Source organism: Ruegeria sp. YTSA105 (genome assembly GCF_059610225.1).
The window spans coordinates 1-24,283 of record NZ_JBXWNE010000005.1; the positions used below are offsets into that span (position 1 = coordinate 1).

The 24,283-nt window shown below is 57.5% G+C and carries 24 protein-coding genes; 18 read left to right on the forward strand and 6 right to left on the reverse strand.

Annotated features, from left to right (window positions below; all coding sequences use genetic code 11):
- Positions 1-130: 130 nt before the first annotated feature.
- The 3 genes from AC2FH2_RS08230 (at position 131) to rpsD (ending at position 2,758) form a co-directional block, all read left to right on the forward strand.
- On the forward strand, positions 131-1,138 hold the full coding sequence (locus AC2FH2_RS08230) for a helix-turn-helix domain-containing protein (protein WP_496823298.1): 1,008 nt from the start codon (positions 131-133) through the stop codon (positions 1,136-1,138).
- Between the two features lie 282 nt (positions 1,139-1,420).
- Positions 1,421-1,924 carry a hypothetical protein gene (locus tag AC2FH2_RS08235; RefSeq protein WP_496823299.1) on the forward strand — a complete coding sequence of 168 codons (504 nt, stop codon included), beginning with the start codon at positions 1,421-1,423 and terminating at the stop codon, positions 1,922-1,924.
- Positions 1,925-2,137: 213 nt separating this feature from the next.
- On the forward strand, positions 2,138-2,758 hold the full coding sequence (gene rpsD, locus AC2FH2_RS08240) for a 30S ribosomal protein S4 (RefSeq protein WP_058279997.1): 621 nt from the start codon (positions 2,138-2,140) through the stop codon (positions 2,756-2,758).
- Positions 2,759-2,887: 129 nt separating this feature from the next.
- Here rpsD and AC2FH2_RS08245 read toward each other — a convergent pair whose 3' ends face one another.
- Positions 2,888-3,349: an Lrp/AsnC family transcriptional regulator gene (locus AC2FH2_RS08245; RefSeq protein WP_142636466.1), complete on the reverse strand. Its 462-nt coding sequence runs from the start codon at positions 3,347-3,349 to the stop codon at positions 2,888-2,890.
- A gap of 103 nt (positions 3,350-3,452) precedes the next feature.
- Here AC2FH2_RS08245 and AC2FH2_RS08250 point away from each other — a divergent pair, with 103 nt between their 5' ends.
- The 4 genes from AC2FH2_RS08250 to AC2FH2_RS08265 all read left to right on the forward strand — a co-directional run bounded on the left by AC2FH2_RS08250 (position 3,453) and on the right by AC2FH2_RS08265 (position 7,652).
- Complete coding sequence (locus tag AC2FH2_RS08250) at positions 3,453-4,868, forward strand: aminotransferase class V-fold PLP-dependent enzyme (RefSeq protein WP_282027584.1); 1,416 nt, start codon at positions 3,453-3,455, stop codon at positions 4,866-4,868.
- Positions 4,869-4,933: 65 nt separating this feature from the next.
- Positions 4,934-6,019, forward strand: coding sequence for a histidinol-phosphate transaminase (hisC, locus tag AC2FH2_RS08255; protein WP_496677614.1), 1,086 nt, complete (start codon positions 4,934-4,936; stop codon positions 6,017-6,019).
- The gene (locus AC2FH2_RS08260; RefSeq protein WP_271949152.1) at positions 6,016-6,936 is read left to right on the forward strand and encodes a prephenate/arogenate dehydrogenase family protein; all 921 of its coding nucleotides are present in this window, start codon (positions 6,016-6,018) and stop codon (positions 6,934-6,936) included. The genes hisC and AC2FH2_RS08260 overlap by 4 nt, the downstream gene beginning before the upstream one ends.
- Positions 6,933-7,652 (forward strand): extensin-like domain-containing protein, encoded by a 720-nt coding sequence (locus tag AC2FH2_RS08265; RefSeq protein WP_496823300.1) that lies wholly within the window; start codon positions 6,933-6,935, stop codon positions 7,650-7,652. The genes AC2FH2_RS08260 and AC2FH2_RS08265 overlap by 4 nt, the downstream gene beginning before the upstream one ends.
- Here the strand turns inward: AC2FH2_RS08265 and AC2FH2_RS08270 are convergent.
- Positions 7,649-8,650 carry a DUF2125 domain-containing protein gene (locus tag AC2FH2_RS08270; RefSeq protein WP_496823301.1) on the reverse strand — a complete coding sequence of 334 codons (1,002 nt, stop codon included), beginning with the start codon at positions 8,648-8,650 and terminating at the stop codon, positions 7,649-7,651. The genes AC2FH2_RS08265 and AC2FH2_RS08270 overlap by 4 nt on opposite strands.
- A 67-nt stretch (positions 8,651-8,717) precedes the next feature.
- Between AC2FH2_RS08270 and AC2FH2_RS08275 the strand changes: the two genes are divergently transcribed.
- From AC2FH2_RS08275 to AC2FH2_RS08285, 3 genes are all read left to right on the forward strand, one after another.
- Complete coding sequence (locus AC2FH2_RS08275) at positions 8,718-9,248, forward strand: gamma-glutamylcyclotransferase (RefSeq protein WP_142636477.1); 531 nt, start codon at positions 8,718-8,720, stop codon at positions 9,246-9,248.
- Between the two features lie 69 nt (positions 9,249-9,317).
- Positions 9,318-10,499, forward strand: coding sequence for a biopolymer transporter ExbB (locus tag AC2FH2_RS08280; RefSeq protein ID WP_282021534.1), 1,182 nt, complete (start codon positions 9,318-9,320; stop codon positions 10,497-10,499).
- A gap of 3 nt (positions 10,500-10,502) precedes the next feature.
- Positions 10,503-12,182 (forward strand): peptidoglycan -binding protein, encoded by a 1,680-nt coding sequence (locus AC2FH2_RS08285; protein WP_496689524.1) that lies wholly within the window; start codon positions 10,503-10,505, stop codon positions 12,180-12,182.
- A gap of 137 nt (positions 12,183-12,319) precedes the next feature.
- On the opposite strand, the gene clpA is transcribed toward AC2FH2_RS08285, so the two are convergent.
- Both clpA and gloB read right to left on the reverse strand, forming a co-directional pair.
- Positions 12,320-14,644 (reverse strand): ATP-dependent Clp protease ATP-binding subunit ClpA, encoded by a 2,325-nt coding sequence (gene clpA / locus AC2FH2_RS08290; RefSeq protein ID WP_496693892.1) that lies wholly within the window; start codon positions 14,642-14,644, stop codon positions 12,320-12,322.
- Between the two features lie 174 nt (positions 14,645-14,818).
- Positions 14,819-15,586 (reverse strand): hydroxyacylglutathione hydrolase, encoded by a 768-nt coding sequence (gene gloB, locus AC2FH2_RS08295; RefSeq protein ID WP_496712657.1) that lies wholly within the window; start codon positions 15,584-15,586, stop codon positions 14,819-14,821.
- 61 nt (positions 15,587-15,647) lie between these two features.
- Between gloB and AC2FH2_RS08300 the strand changes: the two genes are divergently transcribed.
- From AC2FH2_RS08300 to AC2FH2_RS08330, 7 genes are all read left to right on the forward strand, one after another.
- On the forward strand, positions 15,648-16,382 hold the full coding sequence (locus tag AC2FH2_RS08300; protein ID WP_142636487.1) for a class I SAM-dependent methyltransferase: 735 nt from the start codon (positions 15,648-15,650) through the stop codon (positions 16,380-16,382).
- Between the two features lie 310 nt (positions 16,383-16,692).
- On the forward strand, positions 16,693-17,253 hold the full coding sequence (locus tag AC2FH2_RS08305; RefSeq protein ID WP_142636489.1) for a F0F1 ATP synthase subunit delta: 561 nt from the start codon (positions 16,693-16,695) through the stop codon (positions 17,251-17,253).
- The gene (gene atpA, locus AC2FH2_RS08310; RefSeq protein WP_142636491.1) at positions 17,254-18,792 is read left to right on the forward strand and encodes a F0F1 ATP synthase subunit alpha; all 1,539 of its coding nucleotides are present in this window, start codon (positions 17,254-17,256) and stop codon (positions 18,790-18,792) included.
- Positions 18,793-18,807: 15 nt separating this feature from the next.
- The gene (locus AC2FH2_RS08315; RefSeq protein WP_281994983.1) at positions 18,808-19,683 is read left to right on the forward strand and encodes a F0F1 ATP synthase subunit gamma; all 876 of its coding nucleotides are present in this window, start codon (positions 18,808-18,810) and stop codon (positions 19,681-19,683) included.
- A 20-nt stretch (positions 19,684-19,703) separates the two neighbouring features.
- Positions 19,704-21,128 carry a F0F1 ATP synthase subunit beta gene (atpD, locus tag AC2FH2_RS08320; RefSeq protein ID WP_142636495.1) on the forward strand — a complete coding sequence of 475 codons (1,425 nt, stop codon included), beginning with the start codon at positions 19,704-19,706 and terminating at the stop codon, positions 21,126-21,128.
- Positions 21,129-21,140: 12 nt separating this feature from the next.
- Positions 21,141-21,551: a F0F1 ATP synthase subunit epsilon gene (locus tag AC2FH2_RS08325; RefSeq protein ID WP_142636498.1), complete on the forward strand. Its 411-nt coding sequence runs from the start codon at positions 21,141-21,143 to the stop codon at positions 21,549-21,551.
- Between the two features lie 114 nt (positions 21,552-21,665).
- On the forward strand, positions 21,666-22,016 hold the full coding sequence (locus AC2FH2_RS08330) for an H-type lectin domain-containing protein (protein ID WP_142636499.1): 351 nt from the start codon (positions 21,666-21,668) through the stop codon (positions 22,014-22,016).
- Positions 22,017-22,030: 14 nt separating this feature from the next.
- On the opposite strand, the gene rpiB is transcribed toward AC2FH2_RS08330, so the two are convergent.
- Together rpiB and AC2FH2_RS08340 are read right to left on the reverse strand one after the other, a co-directional pair.
- The gene (rpiB, locus tag AC2FH2_RS08335) at positions 22,031-22,483 is read right to left on the reverse strand and encodes a ribose 5-phosphate isomerase B (RefSeq protein WP_142636502.1); all 453 of its coding nucleotides are present in this window, start codon (positions 22,481-22,483) and stop codon (positions 22,031-22,033) included.
- A 60-nt stretch (positions 22,484-22,543) separates the two neighbouring features.
- Positions 22,544-23,563 carry a ribose-phosphate pyrophosphokinase gene (locus AC2FH2_RS08340; RefSeq protein ID WP_142636504.1) on the reverse strand — a complete coding sequence of 340 codons (1,020 nt, stop codon included), beginning with the start codon at positions 23,561-23,563 and terminating at the stop codon, positions 22,544-22,546.
- Between the two features lie 108 nt (positions 23,564-23,671).
- On the opposite strand from AC2FH2_RS08340, the gene AC2FH2_RS08345 reads away from it, so the two are divergent.
- Positions 23,672-24,274, forward strand: a complete 603-nt coding sequence (locus AC2FH2_RS08345) for a 2-hydroxychromene-2-carboxylate isomerase (protein WP_496712665.1) — start codon at positions 23,672-23,674, stop codon at positions 24,272-24,274.
- Positions 24,275-24,283: the final 9 nt, after the last annotated feature.

Sequence of the window (24,283 nt, forward strand, 5' to 3'; positions counted from 1 at the left end):
CAATGGACGCTTACGAAGAAGCCGCAGAGTAAACAGACGACAACCAGATCAGCCCCCGCAATGGCCAGGGGCTGATCCATCCCGGGCCATATGCCTTTGCCTGTGGCCCAGGCTTTTCAGCGGGGGAGACATGAAGCATTGCATCTTCAAAAATGACCTAGCCTATCTGGCTGAGCCAACCTCTGCTGCGTTCGTGCGAACCCACAACATCGATGTGATCGTGCGCGATAGTAGTGCATTTGCCTCGGCCGAGATGATCAGGGAATTTTATCATGCCCTGAGCGATCTGACCGGCGACCATTCCTATGTCGTTAATCTGCGTTTGGCTGGTGCGGGGTCTGTAGGAGGACCGCAGTACTGGACCGGAAGAGCGGCTGTTTTCTGGGGCGATTTTTCGGATTGTTGGACGTTGTCCGACGCCGAAAGAACATGGGTCTCACAAGTTCTGAACCTTTCGCCACGGACCGTTCTTGTCGGTGGTGCCGTGCTTGTGCTGGCCCAGATTAGATTGTCGGAAAAAACAGTCGCGGCCATTCACCCCAACTTCGATGCAGCAGCGCGTGAAGCAGGTTTGACCAACTGTGGTACAGGCACATATCTGGCGGCGCGCGGGCGCACGCATAGCGCGACGACACGTCTGAGTACGCTGCGTTTGTTGGCGGATTTTGTTTCGTTGGACCATGGTGAGAACATGGCAGATAACCTGCGCGGGTTTATCGGCCTGTCCGAACCCAAGCGGGACTGCGAAAGCCAGCTTGCCAATCGCTTGATCCATCGTGCGGGCGGGGATCACCTGGTTATGTCAGCGGTTGAGGCAATGCTGAACCATGTCGAAGAGCCACTCAGGATCACGGATCTTTCGAACATGGTCGGCACTTCAACCCGGCAGCTTCAGAGACGGTTTCTGAACAAGACGGGGGCAAAGCTATTGACCACATACCGAGAATTGCGTTTGGAACGTGCGCATAGCCTGCTGCGGTTTACGGATTTGCCGCAAATCGAGATTGCCACCGCCACAGGGTTTTCGTCTACAACGTCACTGAAACGCGCTTTTCGAGACCAGTACAAGACAATGCCGGAAGATATCCGCAGCCTCCGCTTTACCGGTGGAATGGCGGATCGGGGGCTGGTGAACTGACAGCTCGCGCAGTGTGCCGATTAGGGCGCACGCATTTGAAATCTAAATCCGCTGTGATAGGCGAATCGAAAAAAGCCTGATCAGACCGAATGCAGGGCAGACCGACATTCGGGCTCAGTATGATCCTTTAAGTCTTTGAAACGCGGGTTTCTGCATCCGGATTCTGATTCTGTTCTGCAACATTCTCGTGATTGCTGCAATTCCGTCCCTTTTCTGCCGGAATCGTCACTGATAAACCCTTGGCCATCGGGCAGTGATTTGTTGAGGGGTACGGGCGGTAAAATGAATACCGGGGTAAACGGTCGTGTTGCCATTTCATGGTCGCAGACAGAGATTGATGGACTAGAGGCGGCACCTCTGACATTTTTAAATGTAGGGTCGGCCTGGTCCTGGCGCGGTCAGGCATCGATGCTGGCAGGCAGCGCTGAAGTTGTCGGGCGTAAAAACGCATTTGTATCAGGTACAATCGGGCGCGTTATTTCTGCCACGACTTTTTCGGATAATGTCGTCGGAACGCTCGAGCTTATGAACGGGGCGCAACGGTTTTCAGCGTTACTGGTCGTTTCCGATGATGATGAAAGCCCGTCGCTGGTGTTTGAAAGCGGCTGTCCTTCACGCGATCAGGAATTCTGGATCAGCGCATATACTCAGATCAAGCATCAGAGTGGTGAAGTTGCAGAGCAGGACGGAACTGTCGTCGCGTTTCATCGCAAGGCCACTCAGTTCCAGTACACTGGTGTCGCGAACCTACGCGCAACTGTAAACGGTGCCACTTTAGCGGACTAAATCCCGTTAGTGGTGCCGTCTTTGAATTGAATTCCAGAAAGTTTCGGTTCCGTCCGTTCGGCATGTTGACTCTGCCAGCGCTGCAGATATAAGCGCGGCTTCATTGGTGTTGGTGGCCCCCGCAAGGGGAGGCCTGTCATGAGGGAAACCTCAAGAGGACAACGCCCTTCATAGTGGCCTATCAGGGCCTCGACCTTAAGAAGGAGATCAGCCGTGACCAAACGCACGTCTGCCAAGTACAAAATCGACCGCCGGATGGGCGAAAACATCTGGGGTCGTCCGAAATCCCCGGTCAACCGTCGTGAATACGGCCCTGGTCAGCACGGTCAGCGCCGGAAAGGCAAACTGTCTGACTTCGGTCTGCAGCTGCGCGCCAAGCAGAAGCTGAAGGGCTACTATGGCGACCTGACCGAAAAGCAGTTCCGCCGCATCTATGCCGAAGCTGTTCGTGTCAACGGCGATACCGGTGAAAACCTGATTGGTCTGCTGGAACGCCGTCTGGACGCCGTCGTCTATCGCGCCAAATTCGTCGCGACCGTGTTCGCCGCGCGTCAGTTCGTGAACCACGGCCACGTCACAGTGAACGGCAAGCGGGTCAACATCCCCAGCTACCGTGTCAAAGAAGGCGACGTCATCGAAGTACGTGACAAGTCCAAGCAACTGGCCGTTGTTCTTGAAGCTGCTGCTCTGGCCGAGCGTGACGTTCCTGATTACATCGACGCCGACCACTCGAAAATGACCGCGACTTTCGTGCGCGCACCGGGTCTGGGCGATGTGCCTTACCCTGTCATGATGGAACCGAACCTGGTTGTCGAATTCTACGCGAAGAACTAATCTTCGCCGAAATCGAAATTCGAAAGGCCGCGCGGTTGCGCGGCCTTTTTCGTTTTAGGGGGCTCTGCCCCCAATCACGACCAGCCGCGATGCCCCCCGAGCAATTTTTTTGGCCAAATAAAGAGCGGATCAGATTGGCAAGGGTCGTCCTTCTGCAATTGCCTCCATCGCGAAATATGAAGTTACGCTGTCCAGCTCGACTTTTTCGATGAGGCGCTGATAGACCTTGTCGTACGAAGCCATATCCTGCGTAACAACCTTGAGCTGATAGTCGTAGTCGCCGCCAATGCGGTGGAAGTCCACGACCTCTGGTATCGTCAGAACATGCCTGCGAAAGGCCTGTAACCACTCGGCCGAGTGGTGCCGCGTACGCAGCATGACGAACACCACAAGGCTCAGCCCTAGTTTTTCGCGCGCGATTTGCGCTGTCGATCCGATGATGACGCCCTGATCATTCAGGGCCTTCAGCCGACGCCAGCAGGCGTTTTGCGACAGCCCGATGCGGTCGGCCAGTTCACGTTGGGACAGCGTAGCGTCGGTTTGCAGTTCACGCAGCAGGCGGTGGTCAATATGATCTAAATTTTTGGACATTCCAAATCATATGACACAAGATTTATGAAAACCATCTAAAAATATGCATTATATACACAACACATATCAATCATATTTGTTGGGAAACTTCGGAGTCCGTATAATGACACTTTCCCAATTTCGTTCTGACATTGAAGCTGCTGTTCGTAGCGACACGTTGCGCGATGGCTTAATCGGCGAGAATGTTATGATCCCGGGGCTGCGCGGGGACATACCTTTGGTTTACGCGGATTATGTCGCGTCGGGTCGCGCATTGAAGCAGGTCGAGGATTTTGTGGCCGCGCATGTATTGCCGTTTTATGCCAACAGCCACACCGAGGCGTCTTATTGCGGGGCCTACATGACCCGACTGCGCCGCGAGGCCCGTGCGGAAATCTCCCGGATTGTTGGCGCCGGGGAAAATGATGCGGTGATCTTTACGGGATCGGGCGCTACAGCGGGTCTCAACCGGCTGGTCAATCTGTTGGGGATCGAGGCTGCTGCACGACCAGTGGTAATGATCGGCCCATATGAGCACCATTCGAACATCCTGCCGTGGCGGGAAAGCAAAGCGCTGGTGATTGAAATCCCCGAAGCACCCGAAGGGGGTGTCGATCTGTCGGCTTTAGAGCGTGCCTTGGTTGAAAACGCGGATGCGGATCTGATCGTCGGATCATTTTCGGCCGCTTCGAATGTGACGGGCATAATCACTGATCCCGACCCGGTTACGCGGCTGCTCAAGGCTAATGGCGCTGTAGCGGTTTGGGATTATGCGGGCGGTGGGCCTTATCTGCCAATGGAAATGGGCCCGGCGGATGCGCGCAAGGATGCGATCGTGGTCTCTCCTCATAAATTTGCCGGTGGGCCCGGCGCGTCTGGTGTATTGATCGTCAATCAAAACGTTGTGCAGCGCACATGCCCCAGCTGGCCCGGTGGTGGCACTGTGAGTTTCGTGTCCCCTTGGGGGCATGACTACAGCGCCGATCTTGCAACGCGCGAAGAGGCGGGAACGCCGAATGTCATAGGCGACATCCGTGCCGCGTTGGCTTTCATGGTCAAAGATGCAGTTGGCGCAGACGAAATCGCAAGGCGCGAGGCGCTTTACAACCAGATGGCATTGGAAGGGTGGGGAGATAACCCAGGTCTGACCTTGTTGGGCGCGGACAATCCACATCGGTTGCCGATTTTTTCCTTTCTTGTTCATGACAGTAAAGGTCAGCCGGTGCACCAGCAGTTATTCACCCGGATGCTGAGTGATGTTTATGGCATTCAAGCCCGGGGTGGGTGTGCTTGTGCCGGGCCCTATGCCCATCGGTTGCTGGGTATTGATCGTGCAGCCTCGGAGCAGTTGCATGCGGCGCTTGGTGCTGGAGAAGAGTTGAAAAAACCCGGTTGGGTGCGTCTGAACTTTTCATATCTGATGTCCCAAGAGACTGTCCGCTTCATCATCGACAGCGTCAATGACCTGTCCCGGCGGACCGAAGAGTTTACTCCCTTTTACGACGCCGACCCGGCGACAGCCCGCTTCAAGGCGGCATAAGGGAATTGCCGCTTTTCTCAACGCTTTGAGACGGGTATGAGGGGCTTCTAAATACGGAGCCTCTTATGACCCAGATCACCCCTCAACCCGGCATTATGGACATCGCGCTTTATCAGGGCGGCCAGTCGAAGGTGGCGGGGGTCGACCATGTGATCAAGTTGAGCTCGAACGAAAACCCCTTTGGCCCCAGCCCCAAAGCGATCGAGGCAGTACGGGACAGTGCGGCCACCCTGAATCGGTATCCCAGTACAGATCACGCCAGTCTGCGTAAGGCCATTGGCGAACGCCACGGGCTGGACCCAGCGCGCATTATCTGCGGCGTGGGCAGTGACGAGGTGCTGCAATTCGTGGCACAGGCTTATGCCGGTTCGGGGGATGAGGTTATCTATACCGAACACGGATTTTCGATGTACCCGATCATCGCTCGGATGGCGGGGGCAACTCCGGTGATGGTGCCTGAAACCGATCGTCACGTGGATGTGGACAACATTCTTGCCGCTGTGACTGACCAGACCCGGATCGTGTTCGTGACCAATCCGGGCAATCCGACATCGACCATGATCCCCGAGGCTGATCTTATCCGACTGGCCGAAAGCTTGCCGCAGACTTGTCTGATGGTGATTGATGGCGCCTATGCCGAGTTTGTCGAAGGGTTCGACGGAGGCCGCGCTCTGGTGGATCGGTTCGAGAATGTGATCATGACGCGGACCTTTTCCAAGATCTATGGACTGGGCGGGATGCGGGTCGGTTGGGGCTATGCGGCGCAAGAGATCATTGATGTGCTGAACCGGGTACGCCAGCCCTTTAACCTGTCGCTGACTGCGTTGGCTGCTGCCGAAGCCGCCATAAAGGACGAAGAGTACCTGACCTTTTGCCACAGCGAAAACGCACGCTTGCGGGTTTGGCTTTCGGCCCAGTTGTCCAAAATCGGCGTATCTTCGGATGCGTCCAGCACCAATTTTATTCTCGCCCGCTTTAAGGATCAGGCCGAGGCCGAAGCGTGCGACGATTACCTCAAGACACAGGGTTTGATCGTGCGCCGCGTGGCGGGATATAACCTGCCAAATGCTCTTCGGATCACGGTTGGGGACGAGGAGGCTTGTCGCCGTGTCGTTGCGGCCATAACCGCTTTCAAAGGGGGCGCCGCATGAGCCAGGTATATGACCGCGTTGCGCTGATCGGGTTGGGCCTGATCGCATCGTCGATGTTCTGGGCGATTAAACGTGCTGGATTGGCCGCCGAAGTAACCGGCTATGCCCGGTCCGAGGCCACGCGCGACACCGCGCGCAAGATTGGCCTATGCGACCGGATCTGCGACACCGCGCAAGAGGCCGTTGAGGGCGCAGACCTTGTGGTTCTATGCGTGCCGGTCGGAGCGATGGGCGCAGTTGCGCAAGAGATTGCCCCTGTCCTGAAACCGGGCGCGACCGTCTCAGACGTGGGCTCGGTCAAGCGGCATGTCATTCAGGATGTCTCGCCTCATATCCCGCAGGGTGTACATTTTATCCCAGCGCATCCGCTGGCCGGGACCGAGCATTCCGGCCCTGAATCCGGATTTGCCGAGCTGTTCGACAATCGGTGGTGCCTCTTGGTGCCGGTTGAGGGCTCGGACCCGGAGGCCGTCGCGCGCCTGCGCTCATTGTGGACGGGGTTGGGGTCGAATGTTGATGAGATGGATGCCGACCACCATGATCTGGTTCTGGCGGTTACATCCCATGCGCCACACCTTATCGCCTATACGATGGTCGGCGTAGCGGATGATCTGCGCCGTGTGACCGATAGCGAGGTTATCAAATACTCGGCCGCGGGCTTTCGGGATTTCACCCGGATCGCGGCCTCGGACCCGACTATGTGGCGCGATGTGTTTCTGACCAACAAGGATGCGACGCTAGAGATATTGGGGCGTTTCACTGAAGAACTGTTTGCGCTGCAGCGGGCCATTCGTACAGGTGACGGCGATCAGCTGTTCGATTATTTTACCCGCACACGTGCGATCCGGCGCGGGATCATTGATGCCGGGCAGGATACGGACGCGCCGGATTTTGGTCGCGGGAAAACCAACCCATGAGGCGCGGCTGGAGCGTTCTGTCGATTGGGTGGTTGGTACTTGGTGCCACAATGGGGAATGCAACGCCATCTGAACACCTGTTGACCCCCGATGACCAACCGGTTCTGGCCTTTGCCGCTCTGGTCGGGATGCAGCCAGAGTTGCAACCGAATACGCTGGTACAGCAGGTGCTGTTCAAAAAGCGTAAGCTGCGCAAAACATCGGTCTGCGGGAATATCGAAATTCAGGGCAAGCCGGTGGGTAATGTTCCCGGCAAGATCAAAGCCTGCGGGATCAAGGAAGCGGTACAGATCACCTCAGTTTCTGGTGTGGCGCTTAGCCGTCCGTCCACCATGGATTGCGGCACAGCAATTGCGCTGAACCAATGGGTCGAGAAAAGCGTGAAGCCCACCTTCAAAAGGCGCGGTCCCGTTGTCGAACTGCAGGTCGCGGCCCACTACGCATGCCGAACGCGCAACAACCGCAAGGGTGCGCGGATATCGGAACACGGTAAGGGCCGGGCCATAGACATATCAGGTTTCAAGATGGCGAATGGCGAGGTTGTGACCGTTCTGAACGGTTGGCGCAAGAACCCGTCAAAGAAGCAACTGACCAAGATCTGGCGCGCCGCCTGCGGGCCGTTCGGAACGGTACTTGGCCCGAATGCGGACCGGTATCACCGGGATCATTTTCACTTGGACACAGCCCGGTATCGACGTGGCCCGTACTGCCGTTAACGCAGGATCAACCGCGGGGCCGGACCAAGGGGTAGCGGGCCAAGCGCCACATAGCCCTCACGGAAGTTCAACTGCAGATCCAGCGCATCGGGATTGCCCCCCAAGCCAGCCATGAATTTCAGGGCACGTGTAACAGGGTCTACCGCCTGATCGGGCAGGGCCCCTGCCGCGTTGGCCATGGCAACCATCTCACGCCAATTTTCGGCCTTGATCGAAATCTCTCCGGTAGGAATACCCTGATCGTCCACGTCCAGCTCTCCGGCAGCGAACAGGCGCAAAGCACCCCATTTCATCTCAGCCAGACGCAGGTCGATCCGGGTGGGCTGAGGTCGGCTTTGTTCCAGTGCAGATCGGTCCCACGGTTTGTCAAAGGTGGCGACCATATCCATTTCCAGCGCATCGAATGTCTGGGGCAGTGTGGTGGCGGAATGCATCATGGCGCGCAGATCATCGCCGGGGGAAAAGCCATCGATCCGCGCGCTGATCGCATAGGCTTGAGGATTTTCGGTTTGCTCCATCACCAGACCAAGCGTGGTTCCCGCTGCTAGCAAATCAGCATCATTGGCAACGGACCATGGTCCGGCAGTCAGAGACATTTTCTCTAGCACCAGCGCGACACCAGGTTGCAACTGCAGCTCGGCCTGCAGGTCAGCTGCAACGATGGTCGACGTTTGATCGAAATAGGACAGCAGCTGCGGCGTTTCCGCGAAACGCAGAACCTGTCGACCCGGCCAGATCGCGGGGCTTTGGAATTCGATCCAGTCGGCGCTCCAGGCGGTGCCGTTGACCGGGTCGGCCAGTGCGGGGCTGTTCAGTCGGGTGACGTGGTTGAACGGATAGCCTGCTGTTACTACATCCGAAAAATCGGCCAGCCAGCCTCTTTCTTGTTGGTTGTCGAACCATGTTGTGATCGCGTTGCGCAATCCATATCCGGCGACGAACCAATAGGCGCTCCAGATCGCAGTGATGAAAATGACTACTCGTATCAGCCCGCGCATTACTAATGGCCCTTTTTCCCGCCTTGAAATTGATGTTTATAGGCGCAAACGGGCAAGGACCAGTGCTATGACGATGTGGGTTTTCGGATATGGGTCGCTGCTGTGGAATCCCGGCTTTCCCGTGTCCCGCAGCGAACGCGCAACCCTGAATGGATACGCGCGGTCTTTCTGCATGAGTTCGATTCATCACCGCGGAACCGAAGAGAAGCCCGGCCTTGTTCTGGCGTTGGATGAACAGCGTGACACCCTGTGCAAAGGTCTGGCCCTCGCCGTCGAAGCAGGCCACGAAGAGCGTACCTTGCATGAACTGCGCGAGCGCGAGCTGATCTCGTCGGCCTATGTCGAAAAGATGCTTGATGTGCATTTGGAAACGGACGAGGTCGTAACGGCAGTCACCTATGTTATCGACGCAGATCACGTGCAGTATTGCGGGGGCATGCCGTTGGAAGACCAGGCGCAGATCATTGCCCATGCTGTCGGCGGGCGTGGTCCAAATACCGAATACCTTTATAACACAGCTGAACATCTGACCGAGATTGGTCTGCGTGATCCCGATCTTGAGTGGTTAGCGCAACGGGTGCGAAGCATTACCTCATAAACCCTTGGCGTCACCGGCAGATTTTCGGTAGATTCGCGTCAGAGCAGAAAAGAACCGGGAAAAACGCGCATGGCGCAGGCACAACAGGGCGCGAGACCGCATTTCTCGCAACCCATTCGTCAGATCGTAACGATGCTTGTGGCGATCGGCCTGGCTGGTATGGGCATCTTCATGGCGCTGCCTTACGTTTTGCCGGTTTTCTATGCAAACCCGTATCTGAACGGTTTTATCCTTCTGGTATTTTTCGTCGGCGTAATTGCCTGTTTTTATCAGGTGACACAGTTGATCGGTTCGGTGCGCTGGATCGAGTCCTTCGTTGGTGGCGTTGTTCATGAGGACGCGCGCACGCCTCAGCTTTTGGCACCGCTGGCGTCGCTGCTGCGGGACCGGGGTGCGCGGTCGCAGATCAGTTCCAGTTCGACCCGGTCTATTTTGGATTCGGTGGCCGAACGGGTCGAGGAAGAGCGTGAGATCACGCGTTATATCACCAATGTTCTGATCTATCTTGGGCTTTTGGGAACGTTTTTTGGCTTGGCCACGACGGTCCCCGCTATTGTCGACACGATCCGCAGTCTCAATCCGCAGGATGGCGAAGAAGGGCTGGCCGTGTTCAATCGCCTGATGGTTGGCCTTGAAACCCAACTGCAGGGAATGGGCGTGGCCTTTGGGTCTTCGTTGCTGGGCCTTGCCGGATCACTGATTGTGGGGTTGCTGGAACTGTTCGCGGGCCACGGGCAGAACCGGTTTTATCGAGAGCTCGAAGAATGGTTGTCCTCGATCACCCGTGTCGGCTTTGCAGCAGGCGATGACGGCAGCAGCACCGAACTGGCGGTTCTGACACCGGTTCTGGATGCAATGTCCGAACAGATGAACGCCCTGCAGGACTTGTTTTCGGCGCAGGAAACCGACCGGGCCGAGCTGTCGGGCAAGCTAGGGCATCTTGTCGGCGCAATCGGAGATATGAACCAGCGTCAGTCTGAGACCGAGAATGTCACCGCTGCGCTGGAACGTGTCGCACTGGGGCAGGACGCTCTGCTGGATCATCTGCGGGAACAGGGGACCAGCGAAGGAATAGACGCAGAAAGCCGCATGCGCCTGCGCTCGATGGATGTTCAGTTGCTGCGTATCCTCGAAGAAATTTCAGCAGGCCGCCAAGAAAGCATGAGCGAGCTGCGCAAGGACATCGAACTTTTGGTCAAAGCTCTTACATTGCCCCGAGGCGCCGTTCGAACCGCTCCGGAAGGAGAGTAATCCATGGCTCTGTCCCGTCGCACAGGTCAGCGGTTTCAGGGGTCGGTCTGGCCGGGTTTCGTGGATGCGATGACCGGGCTGTTGATGGTGCTGACCTTTGTGTTGACCATCTTCATGGTGGTGCAATTCGTGCTGCGCGAGACGATTTCGGGGCAAGAGGATGAACTGACCGCCCTGTCCGGCGAAGTGGCGGCCCTTGCCGGTGCGCTTGGGTTGGAAGAACGGGAAAACAGCCGCCTTCAGGCCCGGTTAGGGGCGCTGAATGCGACCCTGACGCAGGCCGAGGAAGATCTGGCGCAGGCGGAAACCAGGATCACGTCATTCGAAGCACAGGTCGCATCTCTGTTGGCCGATCAGGAGCGGTCGCTGGGGGTTATCGCCTCACTGGAATCTGAGCGTTCGGAATTGCTGAATGAACAAGAGGCCCTGAACCTGGCCCTTGCCCAAAGCCGTGCCGAGGTCGATGCCCAGGCCGAGGCCGCCCGGCTTGATGCTGCCCGCCGCGAAGCGCTTGAAGCGTTGGTGGCGGATCTGGAACAAAATGAGGCCGCGCAGGCCGCATTGGTCACCGAGCTTGAAGGCCAACTTGACGCCGAAGAGGCCGCGCGCCTGGCCGAAGCTGCGGCTGCCGAAAACCTGCGCAATCGTCTGCAGGACGCGGATGCGGAACTGACCGCTATGACGCTGGCTCTGGAAGCGCAACGCAAGCAAGCCGAAGAAACCCTGACCCTGTTGGCCGCTGCGCAAGCTGCCAAGGCTGAGCTCGAGCGGCAATTTGGTGAACTTGATAGTCAGGAGTTGCAGGCCCAGCTGCAAGCGGCATTGGCCGCCCAAACCGACGCTCTGACAGCGGAGCAGATACAGCGTACATTGGCCGAAGAACGCGCAGCCTTGCTGGCCGTTGCGCGTGAGGCAATCTCTGCCGAGAAAGCTGTTTCAGCAAAGGCGCAGCGTCAGACTGCCTTGCTAAACCAGCAGATGGCAGCCCTGCGCGAGCAGTTGGGTGGATTGCAGGCCTTGCTGGACGATTACGAAGACCGCAACGCCGCCGCTGATATTCGTATTCAAACATTGGGTCAGGATCTGAACGCCGCACTCGCCCGCGCCGCTTCGGAAGAGCGTCGCCGCCGTTTGTTGGAAGAGGCCGAGCGTGCCCGGCTTGAGGCCGAGGCCGAAGCCCTTTCGGGCCAGAACCAAGAACTTACGGCGCAGGCCGAGGATCTTCAGCGATATCGCTCTGAATTTTTCGGCCGGTTGCGCGATGTGCTGGGTAATCAGGAAGGCGTTCGGATCGAAGGCGATCGGTTTGTGTTCTCGTCCGAAGTACTGTTCGATACAGGATCAGCAGTGCTGTCGCCCAAGGGTCAGCTTGAGATCGCCAAGGTGGCCAATATACTGCGCAGTGTCGCGGCTGAAATTCCCGAAGGCCTGAACTGGGTTATTCGCGTTGACGGCCATACCGACAATGTCCCGCTGGCCGGAACTGGCCGCTATCGGGACAACTGGGAGCTTAGCCAGGGACGCGCCTTGTCGGTTGTCCGTTATATGGTCGATGCGTTGGATATTCCACCGCAACGTCTGGCGGCCAATGGCTTTGGTGAATTCCAACCCTTCAACCCCGCAAACACCCCAGAAGCGCGCGCTCAGAATCGCCGGATCGAATTGAAGCTGACAGAGCGCTGATTGCAGCAAGGAAGGCCCATTGTCAGAGTTGGGTGGTTTTCCGGGCGCCCCTGAGATTTTCTTTTGAGACAGGTGACTCGGCTCGGGCAAGAAAAAAGCCCGGCGTAGAAGCCGGGCTTTGATTTGATGCGCTGCTTTTAATCTGCAGTCAGAAGCGGGGGTTTGTCGCCAGGGATGCGCGGTTGATCGGGGCCAAAAATGTCCAGATCCAGCTCTCCCTTCTTGACCGAGACGCGAACGACACCGCCCTTGGCCAGCTTGCCGAACAGCAGCTCCTCGGCCAGAGGTTTCTTGATGTGTTCCTGAATGACGCGTCCCAATGGGCGTGCGCCCATCTTGTCGTCATAGCCTTTGTCGGCCAGCCATTCGGCGGCTTTTGGCGTCAGGTCGATGGTCACATTGCGGTCCAGTAGCTGTGCTTCAAGCTGCAGCACGAACTTCTCGACCACCTGCAGGATGACCTCTTTCGGCAGCGGCGCGAAGGAAATGACAGCATCCAGACGGTTGCGGAATTCCGGTGTGAACATACGTTCGATCGCGGCGGTATCCTCACCTTCGCGGCGGTCGCGGGCAAAGCCGATGGCCGCCTTTGCCTGTTCTTGCGCCCCTGCATTCGAGGTCATGATCAGCACCACGTTGCGGAAGTTCACCGTGCGACCATTGTGGTCGGTCAGCTCTCCGTGGTCCATCACTTGCAGCAGGATGTTGAACACGTCCGGGTGGGCTTTTTCAATCTCATCCAGCAGCAGAACGCAATGCGGATGCTGGTCGACGCCATCAGTCAGCAAACCGCCTTGGTCGAACCCGACATAGCCCGGAGGCGCACCGATCAGGCGGCTGACCGCGTGTTTCTCCATGTATTCCGACATATCAAAACGCAGCAGTTCCACTCCCAGCGTATCCGCCAGCTGTTTCGCGACTTCGGTCTTTCCCACACCGGTTGGGCCAGCAAACAGATAGTTGCCGATGGGCTTTTCCGGCTCGCGCAGACCGGCGCGCGCCAGTTTGATGGCGCTGGACAGCGCCTCAATCGCCACGTCTTGTCCGAAGACCACCCGTTTGAGCGACTTTTCAAGGTCTTTCAGAACCTCGGCATCGTCCTTGGTGACGTTCTTGGGTGGAATGCGGGCGATCTTGGCAACAACGGCCTCAATCTCTTTGACGCCGATGGTCTTGCGGCGCTTGCTTTCAGCAACTAGATGCTGGGCTGCACCGGCTTCGTCAATCACGTCGATCGCCTTGTCGGGCAGCTTGCGGTCATTGATGTAGCGTGCTGACAACTCGACCGCGGTTTTAATCGCGTCGGCTGTATATTTGATCTCGTGATGCTTTTCGAAATAGGGCTTCAGACCGCGCAGGATTTTTACGCTGTCCTCGACCGAAGGTTCGTTCACGTCAATCTTCTGGAACCGGCGGCTGAGCGCGCGATCCTTTTCGAAATGCTGGCGAAACTCTTTGTAGGTGGTCGAACCCATAGTGCGCAGTTTTCCACCCTGAAGGGCCGGTTTCAGCAGGTTCGAGGCATCCATTGCCCCGCCCGAGGTGGCACCGGCACCGATGACGGTGTGGATTTCATCAATGAACAGAACCGCGTCTGGGTGATCCTCAAGCTCGGTCACGACCGCTTTCAGGCGTTCTTCGAAATCACCGCGATAGCGGGTGCCCGCCAGCAATGCACCCATATCCAGCGAATAGATGGTGGTTTCTGACAGGACATCGGGGGCCTCGCCAGAGATGATCTTAAATGCCAGTCCCTCTGCGATTGCGGTTTTGCCAACGCCCGGATCACCGACCAGAAGCGGGTTGTTCTTGCGCCGGCGGCATAGCACCTGAATGCAGCGCTCAACCTCATCGGCACGACCGATCAGCGGGTCGATATCGCCCGCGCGCGATTTCGCGTTCAGGTCGATGCAGTATTTCCCCAGCGCGCTTTCTTTTTGCTCGCCATCGGCAGTGCTGGCCGGAGATTCCTCTTCCGCCTGATCCGCGCCCGATACCGAACGGCTTTCGCCGTAGGCCGGGTCCTTGGCCACACCATGGGCGATGAAATTCACCGCATCGTACCGGGTCATATCCTGTTCCTGCAGGAAATAGGCTGCGTTGCTTTCGCGTTCGGCAAAGATTGCGACCAGAACATTCGCCCCGGTCACTTCGGTCCGGCCCGAACTTTGAACATGGATCGCAGCGCGCTGGATCACACGTTGGAAAGCGGCTGTCGGTACAGCCTCGGACCCGTCAATATCGGTGACAAGGTTCGAAAGGTCTTCGTCGATGAATTCCACCAGAGTGCTGCGCAACTCGTCAAGATCGACGCTGCAGGCTTTCATCACGCGGATCGCATCGGGCTCTTCCAACAATGCCAGAAGCAGATGCTCCAGCGTTGCGAATTCATGTCGCCGTTCATTCGCAGCCGCCAGGGCCGCGTGGATGGCTTGTTCTAGTGTGCTCGAGAATGAAGGCACGCGGGTGCTCCTCTGTCTTGGGTCAGAAGGGGGCGGGCTGAAGGCCGGATCCCCATCCCAACCATGTCCTCATACTATTAGAGTTTGGTTGATCGGAGCCCGGCTTCAAGGGTTTTCTTGCTCTTGACAGTCACATTTGTTGTGACCGTGGCTGTGAAGTAGGTGAAATAGGTATCAAAACCGATCTTTTCTAGCCCTGATTTCAGCAAAAATTTTGGCTGGTTCGGCGCCTGCCATACCCAGATGCGCCTGAATCGCCGGGTCAGCAGCGCGCAGGAAGGGGTTAGTGGCCTTTTCCAACGCCAGAGTGGAGGGAACCGTAGGCTGTTGGGCGGCTCGGGTGCTGTCAATTTCTGCGACGCGTTTCTGCAGCGCAGAATTTCCTGGATCGACGGTGAGAGCGAATTTGGCGTTGGACTGCGTGTATTCGTGCCCTGAACAAACCAGCGTGTCATCCGGCAAGGCGCTCAGTTTACACAGCGATTCCCACATCTGCGGTGCGGTGCCTTCAAACAGGCGTCCACAACCCATTGCCATCAGGCTGTCGGCGGTAAAGACCACCGCGCTTTGCGGCATGTGAAAGGCGATGTGACCAAGAGTATGCCCCGAAACGTCCAGAACAAGGACGGGTTCCCCGCCGATTTCAAAACTGTCGCCGTCATTGACCTGTTGATCCAAAGGTGGCAGGCGATGTGCGTCGGCTGCCGCGCCGATCACCGTCGCCGGGTGCTGTTCCAAAATGGCCGGCAACCCGTCTACGTGGTCGAAATGGTGATGCGTGAGCAACACATGAGACAAGCCCCAGCCACGTCGTTCCAGTTCTGACAGAATCGGTTCGCTTTCGGGCGCGTCGATTAATGCGGTGTTGCCGCTAACCGCGTCATGCGCCAGAAATGCGTAGTTATCACTGAGACATGGGATGGTGACGATCTCAAGAGGCATGGCCTTTTGCCCTTTCGTTGCTAGACTGCGCTCAGCTAATCCGATTGGCCAGGTGTCCGCAATGCATCTTGATGTGCAGGATCTGAGGAATTTCTACTACCGCAGCACTCTTGGTCGTGCAGCGCAGGCGGCCATTCGTGGGCGAATGATTGATCTGTGGCCCGAGGCCAAAGGTCAAACCGTCGTAGGGTTTGGCTTTGCTGTGCCGTTGTTGCGGCCATACCTGAAAGATGCGCGCCGCGTCATCGGGCTGATGCCCGGGCCGCAGGGGGTGATGCCCTGGCCTGCGGGAATGCCCAACGTATCTGTTTTGACGGAAGAGACCTTGTGGCCGATTGAAACGGGCCATGTGGACAAGCTGGTGGTGATGCATGGACTTGAAACGTCACAACGTCCCGCCGAATTGCTGGCGGAATGCTGGCGTGTGCTTGGTCCCGGTGGACGGGCGCTTTTTATCGTACCGAACCGTGCGGGGCTGTGGTCACGGACCGATCGAACGCCATTTGGATTCGGGCGCCCTTATTCTGCCTCGCAGTTGGAAAGCCAGCTAAGGGCGCATCACTTTATGACGGATAACTATTGTTCCGCCTTGTATTTGCCTCCGTCCTTCCGTCGGTTCTGGTTGAAATCCGGCAGCCTGATAGAGAAAACTGGCCAGCGTTTGCCGACGATCATGGCAGGCGGCGTTCTGATGGTTGAGGCGACAAAGCAAATCAGACCGCCCAGCGGAACCGTCACCAAAGCGACAGGGCGCCGTCAGATCAAGGCGCTGGATGGCCTGCTCAAGCCAGCCTAGCGCAACGCCGGTACTAGCTTCCATCATAAGGCCGAAACACGCGAAAATGGCTGCAGGAATCGCAAAACCTTGCGGTTTGGTAACATTTTTCACCCTCATCAGCCGTATAAAAGGGTCGCACCCAAGCTAAGTATCTGAAATAGAACGCTTTGTGGATAAGGCGCCCATGGTGATAATATGTTGCTAGCTGGGTTTACCTCTGCTACATCCCCGTTGATTTTGATCCCCGGCCTTATGGACGGGGTTTCTTCACGCCCCCGGGTAGCTGCCGCAACGCGAATTCGGGGCCCAAAATATCGGAAGGGTGGACGTGTCCGAACCAGCTTCGATTTCCACAGGCATCGCCGAGCGCTATGCCACAGCGATTTTTGAGATCGCTAAAGAGAATAAAGACCTGGCAGGTCTGGAAACCGGAATCAACGATCTGGCAGCAGCATTGGGTGACAGTGCCGATCTGCGCGACCTGATCGCCTCGCCTCTGGTTTCGCGCGCTGAACAAGAAGGCGCGATTACAGCGATTGCCGACAAGATGGGTCTGAACGCCATCCTGCGCAACACGCTGGGTCTGATGGCGCAGAAACGCCGTCTGTTCGTTGTGCCGCAACTGGTGCAGGTTCTGCGCGACATGCTGGCCGAAGAGCGTGGCGAAGTGACCGCCGATGTCGCCTCGGCCAAGGCGCTGACTAAGACACAGATGGATAAACTGTCCAAAACGCTGTCCGAGCGTGTGGGCAAGACCGTGACAATAAATGCGACCGTTGATGAAAGCCTCATCGGCGGTCTTGTCGTTAAAGTGGGCTCGAAGATGATCGACAGCTCGATCCGCTCCAAGCTCAACTCCCTACAGAATGCAATGAAAGAGGTCGGATAAATGGGAATCCAAGCTGCAGAGATTTCTGCAATCCTGAAGGACCAGATCAAGAATTTTGGTCAGGAAGCCGAAGTGGCCGAAATCGGTCGCGTGCTGAGCGTCGGTGACGGGATTGCCCGTGTATACGGCCTGGACAATGTGCAAGCCGGTGAGATGGTCGAATTCCCCGGTGGCATCATGGGCATGGCGCTGAACCTGGAAAGCGACAACGTCGGTGTTGTTATCTTTGGTTCTGACCGTGACATCAAAGAAGGTGACACTGTTAAGCGCACCAACTCGATCGTGGACGTGCCAATCGGCAACGGTCTGCTGGGTCGTGTTGTTGACGGCCTGGGCAACCCGCTGGACGGCAAGGGCCCGATCGAATCCACCGAGCGCGGCGTTGCAGACGTCAAAGCGCCGGGCATCATCCCGCGTAAATCGGTTCACGAGCCGATGGCAACCGGCCTGAAATCGGTCGACGCGATGATCCCGATTGGCCGTGGCCAGCGAGAGTTGATCATTGGTGACCGTCAGACCGGTAAAACTGCCGTTGCTCTAGACGCGATCCTGAACCAGAAAGTGTACAACGAAGCAGCAGGCGACGACGAGTCCAAGAAGCTGTACTGCGTTTATGTGGCCATCGGCCAAAAGCGTTCGACCGTTGCTCAGCTGGTGAAGAAACTGGAAGAATCCGGTGCGATTGAATATTCGATCGTTGTGGCCGCAACCGCGTCCGATCCGGCGCCGATGCAGTTCCTGGCACCCTATGCCGCGACCGCGATGGCTGAGTTCTTCCGTGACAATGGCCGCCACGCGCTGATCATCTATGATGACCTGTCGAAACAGGCCGTGTCCTATCGTCAGATGTCGCTGCTGCTGCGTCGTCCGCCCGGACGTGAAGCCTATCCTGGCGACGTTTTCTACCTCCACTCCCGCCTGCTGGAGCGTTCGGCGAAGTTGAACGAAGATTTTGGCGCGGGCTCGCTGACGGCTCTGCCGGTTATCGAAACCCAGGGTGGCGACGTTTCGGCGTTTATTCCGACCAACGTGATCTCGATCACCGACGGCCAGATCTTCCTGGAAACCGAGCTGTTCTATCAGGGTATCCGTCCTGCTGTGAACACCGGTCTGTCGGTTTCGCGTGTGGGCTCCTCGGCTCAAACCAACTCGATGAAGTCGGTTGCCGGCCCGGTTAAGCTGGAACTGGCTCAGTACCGTGAAATGGCTGCCTTCGCGCAGTTCGGTTCCGACCTTGACGCCGCAACCCAGCAGCTGCTGAACCGTGGTGCGCGTCTGACCGAGCTGATGAAACAGCCGCAGTACTCACCGCTGACCAACGCTGAAATCGTTTGCGTCATCTTCGCCGGAACCAACGGTTACCTCGACAAGATCGACGTCACCGATGTTGGCCGCTATGAAGCTGGCCTGCTGGCGCATCTGCGTGGCAAGCACGCGGATCTGCTTCAGTGGATCACGGACGAAGATCCCAAGATCAAGGGTGATGCTTCCGACAAGATCAAGGCTGCGCTGGACGAATACGCCGCAACCTTCGCTTAAGGGAGAGGCGGGCACATGCCAAATCTTAAGGATCTAAAAAACAGGATCGAGTCGGTCAAATCGACCCGCAAGATCACCAAGGCCATGCAGATGGTCGCGGCCGCAAAACTGCGCCGCGCCCAGGAATCTGCCGAAGCCTCGCGCCCCTATGCCGCACGGTTCAATGCCGTGATGGCGGGGCTGGCGGCATCGGTCGGGGGCAGTGACAGCGCCCCCAAGCTGCTCCGGGGTACGGGCAGTGATGATGTCCATCTGCTGGTTGTCATGACAGCTGAACGCGGCCTGTGTGGCGGCTTCAATTCGAACATCGCCAAGCTGGCCCGCGCCAAAGCATATGAGCTGAAGGCCAAGGGCAAGACGGTCAAAATTCTGACCGTCGGCAAGAAAGGTCGCGACGCAATCAAGCGCGACTATGGCGATCTGTTCGTTGGACATGTCGACCTGAGCGAGGTCAAGCGGCTGGGTTACACCAACGCGCAGGACATTGCGAAGGACGTTCTGTCCCGTTTCGACGCGGGTGAGTTTGACGTTGCCACGATCTTCTACTCGAAGTTCGTCAACGTCGTAAGCCAGATCCCGACGGCACAGCAGATCATCCCTGCCTCGTTTGAGGATGTCGAAGGGGACGACAGCGGCGCGGTCTTTGATTACGAGCCCAGCGAAGAGGCCATCCTGGCCGATCTGCTGCCCAAGGCGGTTGCGACTGCGATCTTCTCGGGGCTGCTCGAAAACGGGGCCTCGGAACAGGGTGCACGGATGTCTGCGATGGACAACGCGACACGCAACGCGGGTGAGATGATCGACAAGCTGACGATCCAGTTCAACCGTTCGCGTCAGGCCGTGATCACCAACGAGCTGATTGAAATTATTTCCGGCGCCGAAGCGCTGTAGAGACAAACCGGAGACGAAACATGGCGAATGCAAAAGGCAAAGTCACTCAGATTATCGGGGCCGTCGTCGACGTGCAGTTCGATGACGCACTGCCTGAAATTCTGAACGCGCTGGACACCACCAACAACGGCAAGAAGCTGGTTTTGGAAGTGGCACAGCACCTGGGCGAAAACACTGTCCGCACCATTGCGATGGACGCGACAGAAGGTCTTGTACGTGGTGCCGAAGTCACGGACACCGGCGCACCCATCGCGGTTCCGGTCGGCAACGCCACCCTGGGCCGTATCCTGAACGTTGTGGGCGAGCCCATCGACGAAAAAGGTCCCGTGGAAACCACCGAAACGCGCTCCATCCACCAGGACGCGCCGGATTTCGCGGATCAGGCCACTGAATCCGAAGTTCTGGTGACCGGCATCAAGGTTGTTGACCTGCTGGCCCCTTACGCCAAAGGCGGTAAGATCGGCCTGTTCGGCGGCGCCGGTGTTGGCAAAACTGTTCTGATCATGGAACTGATCAACAACATCGCCAAAGTGCACTCTGGCGTGTCCGTGTTCGCCGGTGTTGGTGAGCGGACCCGTGAAGGCAACGACCTGTATCACGAGATGATTGAATCCGGCGTTATCGTTCCCGACAAGCTGGAAGATTCGAAAATCGCGCTGGTTTACGGCCAGATGAACGAGCCTCCGGGAGCCCGTATGCGGATCGCTCTGTCGGGTCTGACCCTGGCGGAACAGTTCCGTGATGCAACCGGTGCCGACGTTCTGTTCTTTGTCGACAACATCTTCCGCTTTACGCAGGCGGGTTCCGAGGTTTCGGCTCTGCTGGGTCGTATTCCTTCGGCGGTGGGCTATCAGCCGACACTGGCGACCGACATGGGCGCGATGCAGGAACGCATCACCTCGACCAAATCCGGGTCGATCACCTCGGTTCAGGCCGTATATGTTCCTGCGGATGACTTGACCGACCCTGCGCCGGCCACCTCGTTCGCACACTTGGATGCGACCACCGTTCTGAACCGTGCGATTTCAGAAAAGGGTATCTACCCTGCCGTTGACCCGCTCGACTCGACCTCGCGTCTTCTCGACCCGGCCATCGTCGGTGAAGAGCATTATACCGTTGCGACTGACGTTCAGCAGATCCTCCAGCGCTATAAGTCGCTGCAGGACATCATCGCGATCCTCGGCATGGACGAACTGTCGGAAGAAGACAAACTGACCGTGGCCCGTGCCCGTAAGATTGAACGCTTCCTGTCGCAGCCGTTTGACGTGGCCGAAGTCTTCACTGGCTCGCCTGGTGTTCAGGTTCCTCTGGATGTCACCATCGCGTCGTTCAAGGCCGTTGTGGCCGGCGAATACGATCACCTGCCCGAGGCAGCCTTCCTGATGGTTGGCGGCATCGATGAAGTGATCGCCAAAGCGGAAAAGATGGCCGCAGAAGCCGCCTAAGGAGCACACCTGATGGCAAACACGATGCACTTTGACCTCGTCAGCCCCGAGCGGAGCCTTGCTTCGCTCGCGGTGACTGCGGTCCAGCTTCCCGGCGCGGACGGGGACATGACGGCGATGCCCGATCATGCCCCCACCATCACCACGTTGCGCCCCGGTCTGCTAAAGGTCGAGGCACCCGAAGGGTCCAGCGAATACCTGGTCACCGGCGGGTTTGCCCAGATCAATGGCGACAGCATGTCGGTTCTGGCCGAAAAGGCCATTCCGGTCTCTGAAGTGACCCGCGCGCATCTGGACGATCTGATCGCCGAGGCACGTGCGTCGCATGACGCGGCCAAAGGCGGCGACGATCAATCAGTCGTCGACGATGCGGCCAAGCTGCTGGCCGATATGGAAGCTCTTGGGACACATATGAGCCTGTAAGTTTCAGGACATGTAGATTTAGAAACGGCCCTGCCTGTGCGGGGCCGTTTTTTTGTGGTGATTTTGGATGAAGGGCGGTCTAAGGTTCCGTAATTCTTTATAAAAGACGACAAAATGCAGACTTTTAGTACCCATCCGATTGGAATCGACCAAGGCGAAGTTGTGCTGTTCTCCGACTTCGCAGATGGCGGTGACATGTGGACAGGCGAGGGGCCGCGCGAACGACGCTCGGACATAGAATTCAGCCAGCCATTCCGTTCCGCGCCTGTTGTACAGATCAGCGTGTCACTGTGGGATGTTGATACATCTTCGGCATTGCGCGCCGAGGTCAAGGCCGAGGACATCACGCCCGAGGGATTTGCTGCGGTGTTCCGTACCTGGTCGGATACCCGCATCGCGCGCATCCGAATATCTTGGACAGCGTTCGGCGAGGTGCCACATGAGGATGACTGGGATATTCTGTGAAGCCAGCCTTGGGTTTAAGACTCGTCCGATGCCTCTATCATGGCGACCCGGTGTGCATGCCGTCCGCCTTCGAATTCGGCTGACAGGAACGCATCCACTATATCCAGCGCCTGACCCTCACCCACGACCCGGGCGCCGACAGACAGCATGTTGGCGTCGTTATGCTGGCGGATCATGCGTGCGGAAAAGGCATCCGAGCAGACACCGCAGCGAATGCCGGGGACCTTGTTGGCCGCCATCATGATACCTTGACCCGTTCCACACAGAACGATGCCAAGCTGACAATCCCCGGAAGCCACTGCTTGGGCGGCGGCCTTGCCATGAACAGGGTAATGGGTGCTCTCAGGTGTCTTGGGGCCGATATCGACGACGTCCCATCCCTGGGCCGCAATATGAGAGGCAACCGCCTGGCGTAATTCGATAGCTGCGTGGTCGCTGGATAGAACAATGCGTTTTGAGGCTGTCACGGTAAACTCCGACCTGTATTGCAGAAAGAAAAGAGGCGGCCCCCGGGCCGCCGCGTTCGATCAATCCCTATGATACATCGACTCGTAGATCGGCGTCAGGGTCTTATCCTCGAACAGTGACGATACACTGGTGCCGTTCCAGATATTCAGGATAGCCTGCGTAAAGATCGGGGCTGTGGGCACGATGCGGATGTTCTTGGCCTTGGTTATTTCTTCTGTCGGCTGGATCGTGTCGGTCAGCACCAGAGATTTCATCACCGAATTGGTCACGCGTTCGACCGCAGGGCCGCTCATGACGCCGTGTGTGATGTAGGAATGAACTTCTTTCGCACCATTATCCAGCAGTACTTGCGCCGCTTTGCACAGAGTACCGGCCGTGTCGCACATGTCGTCCACGATCAAACAGATCTTGTCTCTGACATCGCCAATTACGGTCATCTCAGCGACTTCGCCGGCTTTTTCGCGGCGTTTGTCCACGATCGACAGCGGGGCGTTGATCCGCTTGGCCAACTCGCGCGCCCGGGCCACGCCGCCCACATCGGGCGAAACGACCATAATCTCGTCGAGGCTGTCCTTGAACTGATGTTTCACATCCAGCGCAAAGATCGGCGAGGCATAAAGGTTGTCGACAGGCATGTCGAAGAACCCCTGAATCTGCGCTGCGTGCAGATCCATGGTCAGGATGCGCTCGATCCCGGCGCCAGTCAGCATGTTGGCCACCAGCTTGGCGCTGATCGGTGTGCGGGCCTTGGTGCGGCGGTCCTGGCGGGCATAGCCGAAATAGGGGATCACGGCGGTAATCCGTTGGGCCGACGAACGGCGCAGCGCATCAGCAATGATGAGCAGCTCCATCAGATTGTCATTGGCCGGGTTCGAGGTGGGCTGGACGATGAACATATCTTCGCCGCGCACGTTCTCGAACACTTCGACAAAGATTTCACCGTCGTTAAACCGTTCGACCCGGGCATCGACCAGACCCTGATCGACGCCGCGATACAGGCTCATTCGGCGTGCAATGGATTCGGCAAGCGGAAGATTAGCGTTCCCAGCGATTAACTTGGGTTCGTGAAGTGTCGGCATCGGCTGAGGTCCCCGGGCAGCAATGGCAAATGTGACAGATTCGTGATGTTGACACCGCTTAGCATGGCCTTACCGTCCAGCAAAGATAACGCTGCGGAGAAAGTGAACATGGCCCAAATTGACTACTATTTTGCGACACTCTCGCCATACACCTACCTGGCGGGACTGCGCCTGGAGGAGATTGCGGCCAAACATGGTGCGACAATCAACTACAAGCCGCTTGATATCGTCGCCCTGTTCGGACGTACGGGAGGTGTTCCGCCCAAGGACCGCCATATCTCGCGCATCGAATACCGGACGCAAGAAATGCAGCGACAGTCAAAAAAGCTGGGTATGGCGTTCAACCTGCAACCGGCCCATTGGCCCACCAATGCGGCGCCGTCTTCCTATGCCATTATCGCGGCCATTCAGGACGGGTCGGGGAATGTGGGGCAGCTGGTGCATTCCTTTGTGCGCGCCTGCTGGGCCGAGGAAAAGGACATCGCGCAGGACGACGTGATCCGCGCTTGCCTGGCTGACGCTGGGTTTTCCCCGGATCTGGCCGATAGCGGCTTGCTGCTCGGGGCTGAGACCTATACCGCCAATCTGGAAGAAGCCGTGGAACGCGGAGTTTTTGGAGCTCCGTTCTATATAACGGAAGACGATCAGCGGTTCTGGGGCCAAGACAGGTTGGACGATCTGGACAGGCATCTGGCCGGGCTGAAGGGATAGGACAACATA